The sequence below is a fragment of the Streptomyces violaceusniger Tu 4113 genome, assembly GCF_000147815.2.
Classification (GTDB): Bacteria; Actinomycetota; Actinomycetes; order Streptomycetales; family Streptomycetaceae; genus Streptomyces; species Streptomyces violaceusniger_A.
The window spans coordinates 601,311-619,280 of the sequence record NC_015957.1 but is presented as its reverse complement, the minus strand read 5'-3'; the positions used below and the strand labels follow the sequence as shown (position 1 = coordinate 619,280).

At 71.0% G+C, this 17,970-nt stretch carries 13 protein-coding genes; 8 read left to right on the top strand and 5 right to left on the bottom strand.

Annotation, left to right across the window (positions count from 1 at the left end):
• Positions 1–61 precede the first annotated feature (61 nt).
• The 8 genes from STRVI_RS02775 (at position 62) to STRVI_RS02740 (ending at position 11,179) form a co-directional block, all read left to right on the top strand.
• Positions 62–1,405 carry a sensor histidine kinase gene (locus tag STRVI_RS02775; protein WP_014054097.1) on the top strand — a complete coding sequence of 448 codons (1,344 nt, stop codon included), beginning with the start codon at positions 62–64 and terminating at the stop codon, positions 1,403–1,405.
• Positions 1,406–1,567: 162 nt separating this feature from the next.
• The gene (locus STRVI_RS02770; RefSeq protein WP_014054096.1) at positions 1,568–2,239 is read left to right on the top strand and encodes a response regulator transcription factor; all 672 of its coding nucleotides are present in this window, start codon (positions 1,568–1,570) and stop codon (positions 2,237–2,239) included.
• A 235-nt stretch (positions 2,240–2,474) separates the two neighbouring features.
• Complete coding sequence (locus tag STRVI_RS02765; RefSeq protein ID WP_014054095.1) at positions 2,475–4,427, top strand: 2-oxoacid:acceptor oxidoreductase subunit alpha; 1,953 nt, start codon at positions 2,475–2,477, stop codon at positions 4,425–4,427.
• Positions 4,420–5,502: a 2-oxoacid:ferredoxin oxidoreductase subunit beta gene (locus STRVI_RS02760; RefSeq protein WP_014054094.1), complete on the top strand. Its 1,083-nt coding sequence runs from the start codon at positions 4,420–4,422 to the stop codon at positions 5,500–5,502. The genes STRVI_RS02765 and STRVI_RS02760 overlap by 8 nt, the downstream gene beginning before the upstream one ends.
• A 194-nt stretch (positions 5,503–5,696) precedes the next feature.
• Positions 5,697–7,661, top strand: coding sequence for an APC family permease (locus STRVI_RS02755; RefSeq protein ID WP_014054093.1), 1,965 nt, complete (start codon positions 5,697–5,699; stop codon positions 7,659–7,661).
• Positions 7,662–7,834: 173 nt separating this feature from the next.
• Positions 7,835–8,692, top strand: coding sequence for an SDR family oxidoreductase (locus STRVI_RS02750; RefSeq protein ID WP_014054092.1), 858 nt, complete (start codon positions 7,835–7,837; stop codon positions 8,690–8,692).
• 179 nt (positions 8,693–8,871) lie between these two features.
• Positions 8,872–10,008: an EamA family transporter RarD gene (gene rarD, locus STRVI_RS02745; protein ID WP_014054091.1), complete on the top strand. Its 1,137-nt coding sequence runs from the start codon at positions 8,872–8,874 to the stop codon at positions 10,006–10,008.
• A gap of 226 nt (positions 10,009–10,234) precedes the next feature.
• The gene (locus STRVI_RS02740; protein ID WP_014054090.1) at positions 10,235–11,179 is read left to right on the top strand and encodes a M28 family metallopeptidase; all 945 of its coding nucleotides are present in this window, start codon (positions 10,235–10,237) and stop codon (positions 11,177–11,179) included.
• A gap of 59 nt (positions 11,180–11,238) precedes the next feature.
• On the opposite strand, the gene STRVI_RS02735 is transcribed toward STRVI_RS02740, so the two are convergent.
• From STRVI_RS02735 to STRVI_RS02715, 5 genes are all read right to left on the bottom strand, one after another.
• Positions 11,239–12,267 (bottom strand): ABC transporter permease, encoded by a 1,029-nt coding sequence (locus STRVI_RS02735; protein WP_014054089.1) that lies wholly within the window; start codon positions 12,265–12,267, stop codon positions 11,239–11,241.
• Positions 12,254–13,237, bottom strand: coding sequence for an ABC transporter ATP-binding protein (locus tag STRVI_RS02730; RefSeq protein WP_014054088.1), 984 nt, complete (start codon positions 13,235–13,237; stop codon positions 12,254–12,256). Before STRVI_RS02730 ends, STRVI_RS02735 begins: the two co-directional genes overlap by 14 nt.
• 50 nt (positions 13,238–13,287) lie before the next feature.
• Positions 13,288–14,541 (bottom strand): LolA family protein, encoded by a 1,254-nt coding sequence (locus STRVI_RS02725; protein WP_014054087.1) that lies wholly within the window; start codon positions 14,539–14,541, stop codon positions 13,288–13,290.
• A gap of 301 nt (positions 14,542–14,842) precedes the next feature.
• Positions 14,843–15,853 (bottom strand): polyprenyl synthetase family protein, encoded by a 1,011-nt coding sequence (locus STRVI_RS02720; protein WP_014054086.1) that lies wholly within the window; start codon positions 15,851–15,853, stop codon positions 14,843–14,845.
• Positions 15,854–16,757: 904 nt separating this feature from the next.
• Positions 16,758–17,957, bottom strand: a complete 1,200-nt coding sequence (locus STRVI_RS02715) for an FAD-dependent oxidoreductase (RefSeq protein WP_014054085.1) — start codon at positions 17,955–17,957, stop codon at positions 16,758–16,760.
• Positions 17,958–17,970 lie beyond the last annotated feature (13 nt).

Below are 17,970 nucleotides of genomic sequence, written 5' to 3'. Positions count from 1 at the left end.
GACGCGACCACCTCACCCCGGATCGCGTGACCGACCAGGCTCCCGGAGGACGGACGAGACGATGGCCACCGCATACCGACCCTACGAGCCGGGGACCGAGCCCCGTGGCCATCTGGTGCCCGCGGCACTGAAGGCGCCGTTCCAGGACCGGGTCTGGCGTGAGTTCCTCTATCTCGTGATCAGCCTGCCGATGGCCATCCTCACCTTCGTCTACACGATCACGATGATCGCGCTCGGCGCCGGGCTGCTGATCACTTTCCTCGGCGTCCCGGTGCTCGGCGCCGCCCTCGCGGGCTGCCGGGCGCTCGGCGTCGTCGAGCGGGCCCGCGCCCGTGCGCTGCTGCGGCTGGACGTGGCCGAACCCGAGCCCGTCCTCGGCCGGAGGGGTGGCCGCGGGGGCAGGCGCGGGCCGGTCGCCTGGGTGGGCGCGCTGCTCAGGAGCGGCACCTCCTGGCGTCATGTGATCTACGCGCTGATCCATCTGCCCTGGGCGGTCTTCTCCTTCACTTTCGCGATCGCCTTCACCAGCTACGGCTGGGGCTTCGCGACCTATCCGCTGTGGCGCTGGGTCTTCCCCCGGTACGTGGACGAGCCGGGTCTGCAGGTCTTCGGGGACGACCACGGGCGCGCGTTCTATCTGGACACCCCGTTCGAGATCACCGCGACCTGTGTCGTGGGTGTGCTGGTCCTGCTGCTGACCCCGTGGGTGATGCGGGCGCTGACCTCGGTCGACCGGATCATGGTGGCCGGGCTGCTCGGTCCGTCCCGGCTGGCGAGCCGGGTCTGGGAGCTGGAATCGGACCGGGGCACGGTGGTCGACACCGCCGCCGCGGATCTGCGCCGCATCGAGCGCGACCTCCACGACGGCGCCCAGGCCCGGCTGGTCGCCCTCGCCATGGATCTGGGCCTGGCGAAGGAGAAGCTGGACGAGGACCCGGAAGCCGCCGCCAAAATGGTCGACGAGGCCCACGGCGAGGTGAAGCTCGCCCTCCAGGAACTGCGCGACCTCGCCCGCGGCATCCACCCCGCGATCCTCACCGACCGCGGCCTCGGCCCCGCCCTCTCCGCACTCTCGGCCCGCTGCACCGTCCCCGTGACGGTGACCGTCGACCTTCCGCAACGGCCCGCGCCCGCGATCGAGGGAATCGCCTACTTCACCGTCTCCGAACTGCTCCAGAACATCAGCAAGCACAGCGGCGCCCGCACCGCCGAGGTCGATGTCTGGCGCACCGAGGACCGGGTGATGCTGCAGATCACGGACGACGGGCGGGGCGGGGCCGGCACCTCCGCCGGTTCGGGTCTGGCGGGGCTGTCGGAGCGGATCGACGCGGTGGACGGGATCCTCGTCGTCAATTCCCCGGCGGGCGGTCCGACCACCGTGACCGCCGAGCTCCCCTGGCGCTGAAGGCGCACGACCCGACCGACCGACGCTGAGGGCGCACGACCGCACCGGTCGTACGCCCTCGGCGTCGGCCGGTTCTGTGCGACGCGGGCGGCCCAACCCTGGGATGCTGGTCCCCACGGAAACAAGCGAAACGGGGGCCGAGTGGAACGGGGACCGAGCATCGTGCCGGACAGAGTACGGGTGGTCATCGCCGAGGATTCGGTGCTGCTCCGGGAGGGGCTGACCCGGCTGCTGACCGACCGGGGCCATGAGGTGGTCGCGGGCGTCGGGGACGCGGAAGCGCTGATCAAGTCGGTACGGGAGCTGGCCGACGAGGGCGTGCTGCCGGATGTGGTGGTGGCCGACGTAAGGATGCCGCCCACGCACACCGACGAGGGGGTGCGGGCGGCCATCCGGCTCCGCCGTGACCATCCGGGCCTGGGGGTGCTGGTCCTGTCGCAGTACGTGGAGGAGCAGTACGCCACCGAGCTGCTGGCCGGGAACAGCCGCGGCATCGGCTATCTGCTCAAGGACCGGGTGGCCGAGGTGCGCGAGTTCGTGGACGCGGTGGTACGGGTCGCCGAGGGCGGTACGGCGCTCGACCCGGAGGTGGTCGCCCAGCTTCTGGGCCGCAGCCGCAAGCAGGATGTGCTGGCCGGGCTCACCCCGAGGGAGCGGGAGGTCCTGGGGCTGATGGCCGAGGGGCGGACCAATTCGGCCATCGCCCGGCAGCTCGTGGTGAGCGATGGCGCGGTCGAGAAGCATGTGAGCAACATCTTCTTGAAGCTGGGCCTGTCGCCGAGTGACGGGGATCACCGTCGGGTGCTCGCTGTCCTCACATACCTCAATTCCTGAAAGCAGACTTCCGCGGGCCAAAGCCGGGCCAAAGGCTGAACGGGGGATCAGCGGAAAGGACAGCACGGGGGATGGGACACATCATGCCAAACCGTGACATATATGGTTCTTCTTTGGACGTCCACCATGTGATCCGGCCAAGGAAGGCCACCCTTACCGACGTACGATGGTCATGGGACAACAACCGGTCGGCACCGACTGTCCAGGAGCGCCGCCTCAAGGGAGGTCCGAAGCAGTGACCAGCCAGGTCAGTAGCCCGGCCGAGCAGGCCGAACCAGCCGATCAGCCGGGCGGGCAGACGCCCGCCGGCGGGCAGCGAACAGCGGACGGCGGCAAAGAGGTCCGCCGTCTGGACCGGGTGATCATCCGGTTCGCGGGTGACTCGGGCGACGGTATGCAGCTCACGGGTGACCGGTTCACCTCGGAGACGGCGTCGTTCGGGAACGACCTGTCGACCCTGCCGAACTTCCCGGCGGAGATCCGCGCGCCCGCCGGCACCCTGCCCGGAGTGTCGAGCTTCCAGCTCCACTTCGCCGATCACGACATCCTCACACCGGGTGACGCGCCGAACGTGCTGGTGGCGATGAACCCGGCCGCGCTGAAGGCCAACCTCCCCGATGTGCCGCGCGGGGCGGAAATCATCGTCAACACCGACGAGTTCACCAAGCGCCCGATGGCCAAGGTCGGCTATGACCAAAGCCCCCTGGAGGACGGCTCGCTGGACGGCTACCACGTCCACCCGGTGCCGCTCACCACGCTGACCATCGAGGCGCTGAAGGAATTCGGCCTGTCCCGCAAGGAGGCCGAGCGCAGCAAGAACATGTTCGCGCTCGGGCTGCTGTCGTGGATGTACCACCGGCCGACCGAGGGCACCGAGAAGTTCCTGCGGCAGAAGTTCGCGAAGAAGCCGCAGATCGCCGAGGCGAACGTGGCCGCCTTCCGGGCGGGCTGGAACTTCGGCGAGACCACCGAGGACTTCGCCGTCTCCTACGAGGTGGCCCCGGCCACCAGGGCGTTCCCCACCGGCACCTACCGGAACATCTCCGGGAACCTGGCGCTGTCGTACGGGCTGATCGCGGCCTCCCGCCAGGCGGATCTGCCGCTGTTCCTGGGGTCGTATCCGATCACCCCGGCCTCGGACATCCTGCATGAGCTCTCCAAGCACAAGAACTTCGGCGTGCGCAGCTTCCAGGCCGAGGACGAGATCGCCGGGATCGGCGCCGCGCTGGGCGCGGCCTTCGGCGGCTCCCTCGCCGTGACCACCACCTCCGGCCCGGGCGTGGCGCTGAAGTCGGAGACCATCGGGCTCGCGGTATCGCTGGAACTGCCGCTCCTGGTGATCGACATCCAGCGCGGCGGCCCCTCCACCGGGCTGCCCACCAAGACCGAGCAGGCCGATCTGCTGCAGGCCATGTACGGGCGCAACGGCGAGGCCCCGGTGCCGATCGTGGCCCCCAAGACCCCGGCCGACTGCTTCGACGCCGCGCTCGACGCCGCCCGGATCGCCCTGACCTACCGCACCCCGGTCTTCCTGCTGTCGGACGGCTATCTGGCCAACGGCTCGGAGCCCTGGCGGGTGCCGGACGTCGACGAGCTGCCCGACCTCCGCGTCCAGTTCGCGACCGGCACCAACCATGTGCTGGCCGACGGCACCGAGGTCTTCTGGCCCTACAAGCGCGACCCCAAGACCCTGGCCCGCCCCTGGGCCGTGCCCGGAACGCCCGGTCTGGAGCACCGGATCGGCGGAATCGAGAAGCAGGACGGCTCGGGGAACATCTCCTACGACCCGGCCAACCACGAGCACATGGTCCGCATCCGCCAGGCCAAGGTGGACGGCATCACCGTGCCGGACATCGAGGTGGACGACCCGACCGGCGACGCCCGCACCCTGGTCCTGGGCTGGGGATCGACGTACGGCCCGATCACCGCCGCGGTGCGCCGCGTCCGCACCGCGGGCGACCGCATCGCCCAGGCCCATCTGCGCCATCTCAACCCCTTCCCCGCCAACCTCGGCAAGGTACTGGAGGGTTACGAGAAGGTCGTGGTGCCGGAGATGAACCTGGGCCAGCTCGCGACGCTGCTGCGCGCCCGCTACCTGGTCGACACCCGCTCCTTCACCCAGGTCCGCGGGCTGCCCTTCAAGGCCGAACAGCTCGCCACCGCCCTCAAGGAGGCCATCGATGACTGACACCCTCGCCGAGGGCGCGGCATCGGCTCGAAGCGCGCTCTCCCTGGTGCCCAAGAGCGACACCAAGCAGACGATGAAGGACTTCAAGTCCGACCAGGAGGTCCGCTGGTGCCCCGGCTGCGGTGACTACGCGGTCCTCGCCGCCGTCCAGGGCTTCATGCCCGAACTGGGCCTGGCGAAGGAGAACATCGTCTTCGTCTCCGGCATCGGCTGCTCCTCACGCTTCCCGTACTACATGAACACCTACGGGATGCACTCCATCCACGGCCGCGCCCCGGCCATCGCCACCGGTCTGGCCGCCTCGCGGCAGGATCTGTCGGTGTGGGTGGTCACCGGTGACGGCGACGCGCTGTCCATCGGCGGCAACCACCTGATCCACGCGCTGCGCCGCAATGTGAACCTGAAGATCCTGCTCTTCAACAACCGCATCTACGGCCTGACCAAGGGTCAGTACAGCCCCACCTCCGAGGTCGGCAAGATCACCAAGTCGACCCCGATGGGCTCCCTGGACGCGCCGTTCAACCCGCTCTCGCTCGCGCTCGGCGCCGAGGCGGGCTTCGTGGCCCGCACCATCGACTCCGACCGCAAGCACCTGACCGAGGTGCTGCGACAGGCCGCGGCCCACCCGGGCACCGCGCTGGTGGAGATCTACCAGAACTGCAATATCTTCAACGACGGCGCCTTCGAGTCCCTGAAGGACAAGGATCAGGCCCAGGAGGCCGTGATCCGGCTGGAGCACGGGCAGCCGATCCGCTTCGGCGTCGACCAGGCCAAGGGCGTCGTCCGCAACCAGAGCACCGGCGACCTCGAAGTGGTCACCGTCACCGCGGAAAACGAGCACCAGGTGCTGGTGCACGACGCCCACGCCGCCTCGCCGACCACGGCGTTCGCGCTGACCCGGCTCGCCGACGCCGACACGCTCCACCACACCCCCATCGGGGTGCTGCGCGATGTGGACCGCCCGGTCTACGACACCCTGATGTCCCACCAGCTCGACAACGCCGTGGAGCTGAAGGGCAAGGGCGACCTCGGCGCGCTGCTCGCGGGCGGCGACACCTGGACCGTCGTGGGCTGACCCCGGCGGGCCCCGCACTGCCGACGGGCACCTTCGTACAGTCGGAGGGCGCCTTCGTACAGTCGGAGGGCGCCTTCGTACAGTCGGCAGGCACCTTCGTACAGCGGCGGGCACATTCGTACATACGGGCACAGGCGGGTGCCCGGCCGGAGCGTCTGACCACGCCCCGGCCGGGCACCCGCTCTGCTATCCGCATGGCCGACCCCGCCGCCCCGATCCAGCCGCCCGACCGCCCCGCCTACCGACTCAAGCGGCGGCTGCTCGGCCCGCCCCTGGTCACCGAGCGGATCCGGCGCGAGAAGCTGGGCAATCCGGCCGCGCTGGGCGTGCTGGCCTCCGACTGCATCTCGTCGACGGCGTACGGCAGCGAGGAGATGCTGCGGGTGCTGGTGCCGGTCATCGGGGTCGCGGCGTTCACCCTGATCCTCCCGGTGACCGGGGCGATTCTGCTGGTACTGCTGCTGGTCACGCTCTGCTACAGCGATGTGGTGACGATCTACACCCGGGCGGGCGGCTCATACGTGGTGGCGCGGGAGAACTTCGGCCCGGACATCGCCCAGATCGCCTCCGTGGCGCTGCTGGTGGACTACATCGTCACCGTCGCGGTCCAGGTCTCGGCGGGCACCAACGCGATCATCTCGTTCGCCCATCTCGTCGCCGGCACCTGGACCGGTATCGACCATCTCCAACTGCCCCTCAGCGCCCTGGTGATCCTGATCCTCGCCTACGGCAATCTGCGCGGACTGCGCGAGGCCGGGCGGGTCTTCATGGTGCCCGCCTATCTGTTCATCGTCGCCGTCGGCCTGATGCTGGTGGTCGGCGTCGTCCGCGGGCTCACCGGGCGGCTTCCGCACGCCGATGTGCACGCCGCGGGCGCCATGCCCCTCGGCACCTCGGGCAGCGGCTGGCTCTACGGAGCCTCGCTCTTCATCGTGCTGCGCTCGTTCGCCAACGGCGGCTCCTCGCTGACCGGTCTGGAGGCGATCTCCAACAGCGTCTCGGTCTTCCGCGATCCCAAGGGCCGCAACGCCCGCCGCACGCTGATCACGATGAGCTGCATCCTGGGCACGCTGGTCCTCGGGGTCTCCGCCCTCGCCCACTTCACCCACGCCATCCCGTACCGGGACGGCACCCCGACCGTCCTCGCACAGGAGGCCCATCTGGTCTTCGGCGACGGAGTGGTGGGCGCCCTGGGGCTGGCGTTCGTCCAACTGGCGACCGCGCTCATCCTCTATACGGGTGCCAACACGCCGTTCACCGGCTTCCCCTTCCTGGCCAGCTTCGTGGCCGAGGACCGCTTTCTGCCCCGGCAGCTCACCCGGCGCGGCCACCGGCTGGCCTTCTCCAACGGGATCATCGCGCTGGCCGTGGTGGCGCTGGCGCTGCTGGTGGTCACCAAGGCCAATGTGGACCGGCTGGTGGCGCTGTACGCGATCGGGGTGTTCACCGCCTTCACCATGGCCGGGGCCGGGCTGACCGCCTATCACCTGCGGCGCCGGGAGCCGGGCCGGGGCTGGAAGATCGCGGTCAACCTCACCACCGCGGCCGTCTCCGCCGCCGTGGTGCTGATCTTCGGGATCACCAAGTTCACCGAGGGCGCCTGGCTGGTCGTGGTGGTCTTCCCGCTGGGGGTCTGGGCGCTGATCCGGATCAACCGCGAGTACCGCGCGGAGGCGGCCGCCCTGGAGGCGGTGCCGCGCCCCGGGGACGACGTCCCGCGCTGGCGGCGCCATGTCGTCTTCGTCCTGGCGGACAGCATCGACCTCGCGACGGTCAAGGCGCTGCGCTACGCCCATGAGCTGCGGCCCGACGAGGTCCGCGCGGTGCACTTCATGGTGGACGAGAGCCATGCCCGCCGGCTGATGGCGCGGTGGGAGGCGACGGCGGGGGTGACGGTGGCGCTGGAGGTCGTGGCGTGCCCGGACCGGCGGCTGCGCCATGCGGTGATGGAGCTGGCGGCCCGTACCACCGAGGACGGGCAGACCGCGCTGACCCTGCTGGTGCCGCGCCGCACCTACACCTCCCCGCTGGGCAAGCTGCTGCACCGGGGCACGGCGGAGTCGCTGGCGAAGGCGCTGGAGCAGCTGCCGGGAGTCGCGGTGACGATCCTGCCGTTCGCCGTCAGCCTCGCGGCACGGGAGAGCGAGGCCCCGGAGTGACGCGGTTCCGAACCCAAACCCGGACCTGAATCCGGCCCCGGCCCCGGCCCCGGCCTGGGCCCCAGCCCCAGCCCCGGATGAACACACTTACTTAACCCGGAAGCACCTTTCTATTGGTTAGCGCTTCCCTTAAGGTGGGTGTACCGATCCCCGAACAGGAGAGAGTCACACCGATGAGCATTGTCGTCACCGGAGCCACCGGCCACCTCGGCCGTCTCGTCGTCGAGGGGCTGCTGGAGAAGGTTCCCGCCGACCAGATCACCGCGGTCGTGCGCGACACCGCGAAGGCCGCCGACTTCGCCGACCGCGGTGTACGGCTGCACGAGGCCGACTACAACCGGCCCGAGACGCTCTCCGGCGCCTTCGCCGCGGGCGACAAGGTGCTGCTGATCTCCGGCAGCGAGGTCGGGCAGCGCGGTCCGCAGCACCAGGCCGTCGTAGACGCCGCCAAGGAGGCCGGTGTCGCGCTGCTCGCCTACACCAGCATTCTGGGCGGCCCCGCCGCCGACTTCACCCTGGCCGACGAGCACCACGTCACCGAGAAGGCGGTCACCGACTCCGGTCTGCCGTACGCCCTGCTCCGCAACGGCTGGTACAACGAGAACTACACCGAGAACCTCGCCCCGGTCCTGGAGCACGGCGCCGTCGTGGGCGCCGCGGGCGAGGGCCGGGTCGCCTCCGCCTCGCGCGCCGACTACGCCGCGGCCGCCGTCGCCGTCCTGACCGGCGAGGGCCACGAGGGCAAGGCGTACGAGCTCTCCGGCGACACCGCCTGGAGCTTCGCCGAGTACGCCGAGGTGGTCGCGGGGCAGACCGGCAAGGAGATCGTCTACGGCGCCGTCTCCCCGGCGGAGTACCAGACCATCCTCACCGGCGCGGGCGTCCCCGAGCCCCTCGCCGCGGCCCTCTCCGACGTCGAGGTGGCCATCGAGCGCGGCCGACTGGCCGCCACCCCGGGCGATCTGTCCCGGCTCATCGGCCGCCCGACCACGCCCATCGCGGACTCGGTCGCGGCCGCGCTGAAGGGCTGACCGGCCCCGTACGCACCACGGCCCGCCTGTCATCACCGCCATCCGGCCTGTCGTGACCGTCATGCGTCCTGTCATGACCGTCATGCGATACGGAAATGACAGGCGGGCCTCACCGGCGCTACCTTCGGACCCTCGGAACGGGCCCGCCCTGGGCTCGCCATGCCGTCGGGGAGGGTGCCGTGACGCCGCAGGACCAGCAGGAGCGCGCCGATCGCGCCGGTCTCCTCTACGGCTTCGCGGCATACGCCTTCTGGGGGCTGGTGCCGCTCTTCTGGCCGCTGCTGGAGCCCGCCGGCGCGGTGGAGATCCTCGCCCACCGGATGGTGTGGTCGCTGGCGGCCGTCGGTCTGGTGCTGCTGGCGCTGCGCCGCTGGAGCTGGATACGGCCGCTGCTGCGGGAGCCCCGACGGCTGCTCATGATCGCGCTCGCCGCGACCGTGATCTCGATCAACTGGGGCCTGTACATCTGGGGCGTCAACAGCGGCCACTTGGTGGAGGCCGCGCTCGGATACTTCATCAACCCGCTGGTCAGCATCGCCTTCGGGGTGCTGCTGCTGCGGGAGCGGCTGCGGCCCGCGCAGTGGGCGGCGGTCGGCGTCGGGGCGGTGGCCGTGGCCGTGCTGGCGGTGGGTTACGGCAAGCTGCCGTGGATCGCGCTCACGCTCGCCTTCAGCTTCGCGACGTACGGCCTGGCCAAGAAGCGGGTCGGGCTGGACGGGCTGGAGTCGCTGGCCGCCGAGACCGCCGTACAGTTCCTGCCCGCGCTGGGCTTCCTGATCTGGCTCGGGGCGCGCGGTGACAGCACGTTCGCGAGCGAGGGCGCCGGACATGCGGCGCTGCTGGCGAGCTGTGGCTTCGTCACGGCGCTGCCGCTCATCTGCTTCGGGGCCTCGGCGGTGCGGCTGCCGCTGTCGACGATCGGGATGCTGCAGTACGTGGCGCCGACCTTCCAGTTCGCCCTCGGCATCACCGTCTTCCACGAGACGATGCCACCCGAACGGTGGGCAGGCTTCTCCCTCGTCTGGCTCGCCCTTGCGCTGCTCACCTGGGACGCGCTGCGCACCGCGCGGCGGGCGCGGCGGGACCTGGCCAACGCCGCCGCGCGGGCGGCCGCGCTGTCGGCGACAGTGGAGGGCGGTGTCGTTCCGGAGGCGTGTGTCCTTCCGAAGGCGGGTGCCGTTCGGGAGGCGCGTCTCGTTCGGGAGGCGGGTCTCGTTCCCGAAGCCGGTCTGGTTCCGGAGACCGTCATATCGGATGCCGCTGTATCGGACGTCGGCGGGCCCGAGGCCCGGCCGGGACCGATATCCGGCGGCTGATGTCCGGTTCCCGCCCTTGACGCGGAGTCAGCCACACCCGGAGCATCAGCCTCGCGTCATCGCCGCTTCACCGAACCGCAGGTTTCACCGCTCCATCGCCCCCACGGGCACGTGCACCACACAGCGTCACGTCATTCCGTCCTGTCCCCGTTCGGAACCGGAGCCCCCCATGTCGTCATGCGCTGAACGCCGCCCCCGAAGATCCCTGATACGCCGGACGGCCGCCATGGCCGCCGCCGGTACGGCCGTCGCCGCCCTGGTGTCGGCCGCCCCGGCCACCTCCGCCGCCGCCGCACCGGCCCGGCCAGCGGCGGACGCCCGTACCGCCCTCGCGGTGCCGGACGTCTCCGTGGCCAATGTGAAGGCCCATCTGACCCAGCTCCAGTCGATCGCCACCGCCAACGGCGGCAACCGCGCCCATGGCCGCCCCGGCTACAAGGCGTCCCTCGACTACATCAAGGGCAAGCTGGACGCCGCCGGATACACCACCACTGTGCAGCAGTTCACCTCCAGCGGTTCCACCGGCTACAACCTCATCGCCGACTGGCCCGGCGGCGACACCAACAACGTGGTGTTCTCCGGCGCCCATCTCGACTCGGTCACCGCGGGCCCCGGGATCAACGACAACGGCTCGGGCTCCGCCGGAATCCTGGAGACCGCGCTCACCGTCGCCCGCCAGGGGGCGAAGCCCACCAAGCATCTGCGGTTCGCCTGGTGGGGCGCCGAGGAGCTGGGGATGGTCGGCTCCCGCTCCTACGTCAACAACCTGCCGTCATCCGAGCGGGCGAAGATCGACGGCTATCTCAACTTCGACATGATCGGCTCGCCCAACCCCGGCTACTTCGTCTATGACGACGACCCCGGGATCGAGTCGGTGTTCAAGGCGTTCTTCTCCGCCAAGGGCGTTCCCACCGAGATCGAGACCGAGGGCGACGGCCGCTCCGACCACGCGCCGTTCAAGAACGTGGGCATCCCGGTGGGCGGTCTCTTCAGCGGCGCCGACTACATCAAGACCTCCGCCCAGGCCCAGAAGTGGGGCGGCACCTCCGGTCGGGCGTTCGACAGCTGCTACCACCGCTCCTGCGACACCATCAGCAACATCGACGACACCGCCCTGGACCGCAACAGCGACGCCATCGCGTACGCGGTCTGGACGCTCGGCGGCGCCTGATCCCGGATGACGTGCCGTGTTCGGCTCGGTTTTCGGCTCGGTTTTCGGCGCCAACCGGCTCAGGCCGTGATGTCCTTCGCGGTGAACCGGGCCCAGGCCGCCGAGCCGAACACGGCGACGTACAGCCCCTGCAGCCCCAGATTCTTGACCAGCTCGTCCCAGTAGACCGGCTCGCGCAGGAGATCGGCGAAGCTGAGCCAGTAGTGCGGGAAGAGATACGGGTGGATCGCGTGGAGCTGCGGGATGCTGTCGAGGATCTGCACGGTGACCACCAGCCCCACGGTCGTGGCCATGGCCGCGATCCCGCTGTTGGTCAGGGTGGAGATGAACAGCCCCACCGTCGCGATCCCCACCAGCGACAGGGCCACCAGGGTCGCCACACCGAGGGCCCGGAGCAGCGCTTCCTCGAACGAGACGGTGATGCCCGAGATCAGCGTGACATCGCCGAGCGGGAACAGCAGCGCCCCCGTCACCAGGCCCGACAGCGCCACGATCAGGGTCGCGATCAGACAGAAGGCCATGGACGTGGTGAATTTGGCCAGCAGGAGACGGGTCCGTCCGGCGGGGGCGACCAGCAGATAGCGCAACGTTCCGGCGCCCGCCTCACCGGCGATGGCGTCACCGGTGATCACGCCGATCACCATCGGCAGGAAGACGGGCAGCGTCGCCGCCAGTGACGCGAAGACCAGGAAGATCCCGTTGTTGGTGATCTGGGAGAAGAAGGCGGGGCCCTGCCCGTCTCCGCCACGACTGCCGCCGAGGCCGCCGCCGTCGCTCGTCTCGATCTTCACGGCGACGCCGATGAGGATCGGGATCAGCGCGAGCACTCCGAGCAGGGCCAGGGTCCGCCAGCGGCGGAGGGTGGTGGTCAGCTCGGAGCGGAAGAGCGCCAGGGCCCAGAGGGGGTTCGGGCGGGGCGCGTTCGGGGCCTTTCCATCCGTCACGGTGGCCGGTACGCCGGTGTCAACCGTGGCCGGTGTGCCGGTGCCGACCGTGTCCGGTGTGCCGGTGCCGACCGTGTCCGGTACGCCGAGGTCGACCGCCCCTGGTCCCTCAGCCCGCGCCCCCAGTTCCTCAGCCCGCGACATCGAAGCCCTCCCCGGTCAGCGCGACAAAGGCGTCCTCGAGCGAGGCGCGTTCGGCTCCGAAGGCCCGGACCCGTACCCCCGCGCGGACGAGGGCGGCGTTGAGATCGGCCAGCTCCAGCGGTGCGTCGTCCGCGCCGGGGCCGGGCACCGGCAGCTCGCCGGAGACCCGCTCGTCCAGGCTCACCAGATCCGTCACACCGTGCTCCTTCAGGATCCGGACCGCGTCCGCCGGGTCCGGAGTGGAGACGACCAGCCTGCCGCGGCTGCCCGCCGCCAGCTCGGCCACCGTGCCCTGGGCGATCAGACGGCCCTGGGCCATCACGGCGGCGTGCGTGCACACCTGTTCGATCTCGTCGAGGAGATGCGAGGAGAGAAAGACGGTGGTGCCCTCCTCGGCCAGTTCGCGTACCAGGGAACGGATCTCGCGCATGCCCTGCGGATCGAGGCCGTTGGTCGGCTCGTCCAGGACCAGCAGCTCACGCGGCTGGAGCAGCGCGGCGGCCAGGCCCAGGCGCTGCTTCATGCCGAGCGAGTAGGCGCGGGCCTTCTTCCCGGCCGCGGCGGCCAGCCCGACCCGGTCCAGGGCGGCCTCGACGCGGGGGACGCGGGTGCGGGGGTCGGCCGTGGGGTCCGCGGCGTCGTAGCGCAGCAGATTGTCGCGGCCGGTCAGAAAGGGGTAGAGGGCGGGGCCCTCGATGAGGGCGCCCACCCTGGGCAGCACGCTCCGGGCGGCGCGCGGCATCGGCTCGCCGAGCAGTCTGGCTCTGCCCGAGGTGGGCTCGATCAGGCCCATGAGCATGCGGATCGTCGTCGTCTTCCCCGAGCCGTTGGGCCCGAGGAAGCCGAAGACGCTGCCACGCGGCACGGACAGGTCGAGTGCGTCGACCGCGAGCTGTCCGCCCCGGTAGCGCTTGGTGAGCCCGCGGGTCTCCACCGCGGCGTCGTCCCCCTCGGTGGACCGCTGCTCCACGGGCTCCCCTTCGTCATGCGTCGTGTTCTACGCCGTGCGCGCCCAGCGCCTCACTTGGCCGCGTTGGCGGCCTTGACCAGGGCGTCCTTGTCGACCGCGCCGACGAACACCTTGCCGTCATTGGTCAGCAGCGCGTTGACCAGACGGGTACTGACCACCGTGCCGGAGCCGAAGTCGCCCTTGACCTCCTTGCCGAAGCCGCCGAGGAGTCCGGACGCCGCACCCGGGCCGCTGTCGCCGCCGGGGTTCGTGGACGCCGCGCCGCCGGGGGTGTCGAGCCGGGCGATCGAGTCCCAGCCCTTACCGACGGCCTTCAGCCCGGACAGGGCGCCCTGGGCGTCCTTGAAGTCCTTGGAGCCGAAGTCCTTGGAGCGGAAGTCCTTGGCCTCGGGCCGGCCGGCCTTGGGCTCCTCGGTGACCTTGGCGCCCTTGGGCGGAGTGAAGTCGAAGGTGCTGGCCTTGGGCTTGCCGAAGTCGACCTTGGTGTAGCCCACGTCGATAGCCGCCTTGCCGCCGCTCTTCGGGGAGAGCGTGAACTTCAGCGGGACACCGTTGTCCGCGTCCACCGCGATACGGACGGATCCGATCGTGGAGTCGCTGTCCGCCTTGGGCTTGATCAGCAGGTCGTACGCGTCCCGTCCGGCGACCCGGGAGGTGCCGTCGACCGTCACATCCGTGGTGTCGTCCACGGAGGCGAGCACGGTCTTGGCGATCTCCTGGGGCGTGGCGCCCCGCAGGTCCTTCGGCAGCTCCTGCCGGTGGTTGCCCTTGTCCTTCGCCTCCTTGGGGGCGGTGGCGTGGTAGGCGGAGTTGCTCCCGCTGTCGTACGCCCAGATCTCGTCGCCGTTGTGGATCATGCTGTACTCGGCGGCGTTCTCGACGATCGATACCCGCTGCTTGTCGGGGCCATCGGTGGCCACCCGCAGGGTGTGGGAACCGGAGACCAGCTCCATCAGCCGGGAATCGGGCGAGGCGGACGCCTCGCCGCCCTGCGCCCCGCCGAGGTCGGCGAGGGAGCCGCCGCCGGGGAGCGAGGGGATGCCCAGATCGGTGGTGATCTTCACCGAACCGGACATCTGCTGGGCGTCCGATGCCGCCATCTTGCTGATCAGCTCTTGTGCCGAGATCTTCGGCAGGTCGGGGTCACCGGTGCTGGCCAGCGCCGGGACCAGCCCTATGGTCGCCGCCGCGATGCCCGCGACCGCGACCGGGGCGGCGTACCGGGCGGCCTTCTTCCCCCGGGATGGCCGCTTGTCATCCCAGAAGCCGTCATCGGCGACCTGTGTCGGTCGGATCCGTGCCATGTGTGCTCTACCTCCGTCGTCGGCGGCGGTTCGTCAGCTTGCACTCGTCCACCCTCTCGGGCCATTGTCACCCGATCCCGCCATGTGGTGGTCTTTTCATCCCACCAAATCGTGTGACGTGGCGCGTCAGCCCGCAGGATCACCTAGGTGTACTGCTCCGGGATGACACCGCTCCCCCGGGAGTCAGGGTCGGCTCCCCGAAGCCGGGGGCGGTCGGGGCGGGAGCGGGCGCCGGGCGGGGCGTCAGCCGACCGATGGACGGGGGTTGGGCGGGGCGTCAGCCGGCCCGGTTGGCGGGGCGTCAGCCGGCCCGGTGGACCACCGCGTCGCACAGCCCCTCCAGGGCCGCCTTCGCCGGGCCCTCGGGCAGCGGCGCCAGCATCGAACGGGCCTCCGCCGCATAGCGGACCGTCACCCGGCGGGCCTGCTCCAGCGCCGGATGGGCGCGCAGCCGCCGCAGCACCTCGGCATGGCGCGCGTCATCGGTGAGGTCGCCCGCGAGCAGCTCGCACAGCTCGCGGTCCTCGGCCGAACCGGTCGCCTCGGCCCGCTCCCGCACATAGAGCACGGGCAGGGTGGCCACGCCCTCGCGCAGATCGGTGCCGGGGGTCTTGCCGGACTCATGGCTGTCGCTGGCGATGTCCAGCACATCGTCGGCGAGCTGGAAGGCCATGCCGAGCCGCTCGCCGTACTGCGTGAGGATGCTGACGATGGACTCGTCGGCACCCGACATCATCGCGCCGAACCGGCCGGAGACGGCGATCAGCGAGCCCGTCTTGCCGGCCAGCACATCCAGATAGTGCTCGACCGGGTCACGGCCGTCGCGGGGGCCCGCCGTCTCCAGGATCTGGCCGGTGACCAGCCGCTCGAACGCCTCGGCCTGGATCCGCACCGCCTCGGGGCCGAGGTCGGCCAGGATGTGCGAGGCCCGGGCGAAGAGGAAGTCGCCGGTGAGGACCGCCACCGAGTTGCCCCAGCGGACGTTGGCGCTGGAAACGCCGCGCCGCACCTCCGCCTCGTCCATCACATCGTCGTGGTACAGCGTCGCCAGATGGGTGAGCTCGACGACCACGGCCGAGGGCACCACTCCGGGTGCGTGAGGATCGCCGAACTGCGCGGCCAGCAGCACCAGCAGGGGCCGGAACCGCTTCCCACCTGCCCGCACCAGATGCTGGGCGGCCTCGGTGATGAAGGGCACTTCGCTCTTGGTGGCCTCCAGCAGGCCCTCTTCGACCGCCGTCAGCCCGGCCTGGGTGTCGGCTTCCAGAGTCCGGTCCCGCACGCTCAGCCCCAAGGGCCCGACGAAGCTCACGGGGTACTCCTGTCTGCCTACGAATGACGCGAATGTCGATGTGTCGCTGCCTCCACCAACAGGCAGCGTATCCGGTCGGGTATCGATCACTGTGGGCGCCTTCCCGCCTTGTGTGCCTCTCACCGTTCTCTCCCGAACCGGCTACTTCACATCGCGGTACCGCGATCGCAGCAGATCATTCATCCCCCGGCCCCCGACACGTCAGCCAACCCGCCCCACCGACCCGGCCTGCCGACCGGTCGACCGACCCGGCCCGCTGACCGGTCAACCGACCCGGACACGGGCCGGGGCAGCCGACCCGACCCGCCGACCGGTCAGCCGCCCCGGACACGATCCGGTCAGCCAACCCGGCACGCCAACTGGTCAACCAGCCCAGTCCGCCGACCGGTCGACTTGGCCCCGCCCGGCGACCGGTCGGCACGGGCCGGGGCAGCCAACCCGGTCCGCCGACCGGTCGACTGGCCCGACCCGCCGACCGGTCAACCGACCCGGGCACGATCCGGTCAGCCAACCCGGCACGCCAACTGGTCAACGAGCCCGGCCACAGGGCGGTCAACCGACCCGCCCCGCCCGGTCAACCAACGCCGCCACGGGCCGGGGCAGCCCACAAACCGGGGCAGCCCACGGGCCGGGGACGGCCATCAGTCGAGGTGGGCCTTCGGCAAGGCAGGCCACCGGCCGGAGCTGGCCAGGGGCCAGGTCGGACCACCGGCCAAGGCAAGCCACCGGCCGGGACGGACCAGGAGCCAGGTCGGACCACCGGCCAAGGCAAGCCACCGGCCGGGACGGGCCAGGAGCCAGGCCGGACCACCGGCCGGGGCCAGGGCAGGCCAGCGGCCAAGGCGGCCATCAGCCCAGGCGGCGATCGGCCGGGCAGGCCGATGGCCGTTGGCTCGGCAGGCGCTCATCCGTGTGCGGCGGCCACCGCCTTCGCCAGCCGGGGCGACGCGTACTCCGTGCCGCAGACGAACCGCATCACCGGACCGAAACTCGCCGCCGCGGGCAGCCCGGTGAAGTACAGCCCGGGGACCGAGGAGCCGTATCCGGCGTCGAGCCAGGGTCCCCCGGCGCCGGTGACCAACTCGGAGCGGAGCCCGGGCCCGAGGAAGTCCAGCGCGGCGACGCTCATCCGGTAGCCCGTCGCGGCCATCACATGGTCGGCGGCCAGCTCACCGACCCGGCCGCTCCCGTGCAGGCTGAGCACCGGCCGGCCATCGGCTCGCACCGTGACCCGGCTGATCCGCCGCCCCTGGGTGACCCGCACCCGTCCGGCGAACCGATCCCTCAGCCACCAGGCGCCCTTGGGCCCCAGCACCTTGCGGACCAGGTACTCCCGGGTCGGTGCGGGCAGCCGCCGGAAGCCCACGGCGTGGTACGACAGCGCGTACAGCGACCAGGCGCGACCGAACGGCGACTCGGGCCGCAGCCTGGGCTGGTGGTCCGGCGGGGAGCCGAAGGCGACCGCGCGCGGTCCGCGGGCCACCACCCGCACGGTGGCGCCCGCCTCGGCCAGCAGCACCGCGCTCTCCAGCGCCGACTGCCCGGCCCCGACGACCACCACCTCACGCCCCTGGAAGCGCGCGAGGTCACGGTGTTGCGAACTGTGCGAGACGGGGCCGCCGGGAGCGGGCCCGTCCGGTACGGCGGCGGCCAGCTCATGGGGGAGGTGGACAAGCCCGCTGAGGCCGCTGGCGACGACGACGGCGCGCGCGGTGAACTGCTCCCCCGAGTCCAGCTTCAGCTCGAACCGGCCGCCCCGCCGGTCGACCGAAACGACCCGCACCCGCTCCAGCTCCGGCACCAGCCGCTCCTGGAACCACAGGCCGTAGGCCGAGAAGGTCTCGACGGGGATCAGGTCCCAGTCCGACTCATAGCGCGGGCCGCCCATCGCATGGCAGAAGTCCAGCAGGGTGTGTCCCGGCTGCGGTGCGTCGATGTTCGAGGCGACCGGTGTGGACTTGAGCAGCATGCCCGCGGGCATCCGCTCGCGCCAGCTCACCATCGGATCCCCGAAGACACGGACCGGCAGCCCGCGGGCGCGCAGATGAGCCGCGGTCGACAGACCATACGGACCGGCCCCGATGACCACTACTGGATCGTTCATGAATCCCCCCAAG

What these genes read in the sequence shown, in the direction of transcription:
- STRVI_RS02775 (WP_014054097.1), top strand. Translation starts at nt 62, where the DNA reads ATGGCCACCGCATACCGACCCTACGAGCCGGGGACCGAGCCCCGTGGC.
- STRVI_RS02760 (WP_014054094.1), top strand. Translation starts at nt 4,420, where the DNA reads ATGACTGACACCCTCGCCGAGGGCGCGGCATCGGCTCGAAGCGCGCTC.
- STRVI_RS02755 (WP_014054093.1), top strand. Translation starts at nt 5,697, where the DNA reads ATGGCCGACCCCGCCGCCCCGATCCAGCCGCCCGACCGCCCCGCCTAC.
- STRVI_RS02750 (WP_014054092.1), top strand. Translation starts at nt 7,835, where the DNA reads ATGAGCATTGTCGTCACCGGAGCCACCGGCCACCTCGGCCGTCTCGTC.
- STRVI_RS02740 (WP_014054090.1), top strand. Translation starts at nt 10,235, where the DNA reads ATGGCCGCCGCCGGTACGGCCGTCGCCGCCCTGGTGTCGGCCGCCCCG.
- STRVI_RS02735 (WP_014054089.1), bottom strand. Translation starts at nt 12,267, where the DNA reads ATGTCGCGGGCTGAGGAACTGGGGGCGCGGGCTGAGGGACCAGGGGCG.
- STRVI_RS02725 (WP_014054087.1), bottom strand. Translation starts at nt 14,541, where the DNA reads ATGGCACGGATCCGACCGACACAGGTCGCCGATGACGGCTTCTGGGAT.
- STRVI_RS02715 (WP_014054085.1), bottom strand. Translation starts at nt 17,957, where the DNA reads ATGAACGATCCAGTAGTGGTCATCGGGGCCGGTCCGTATGGTCTGTCG.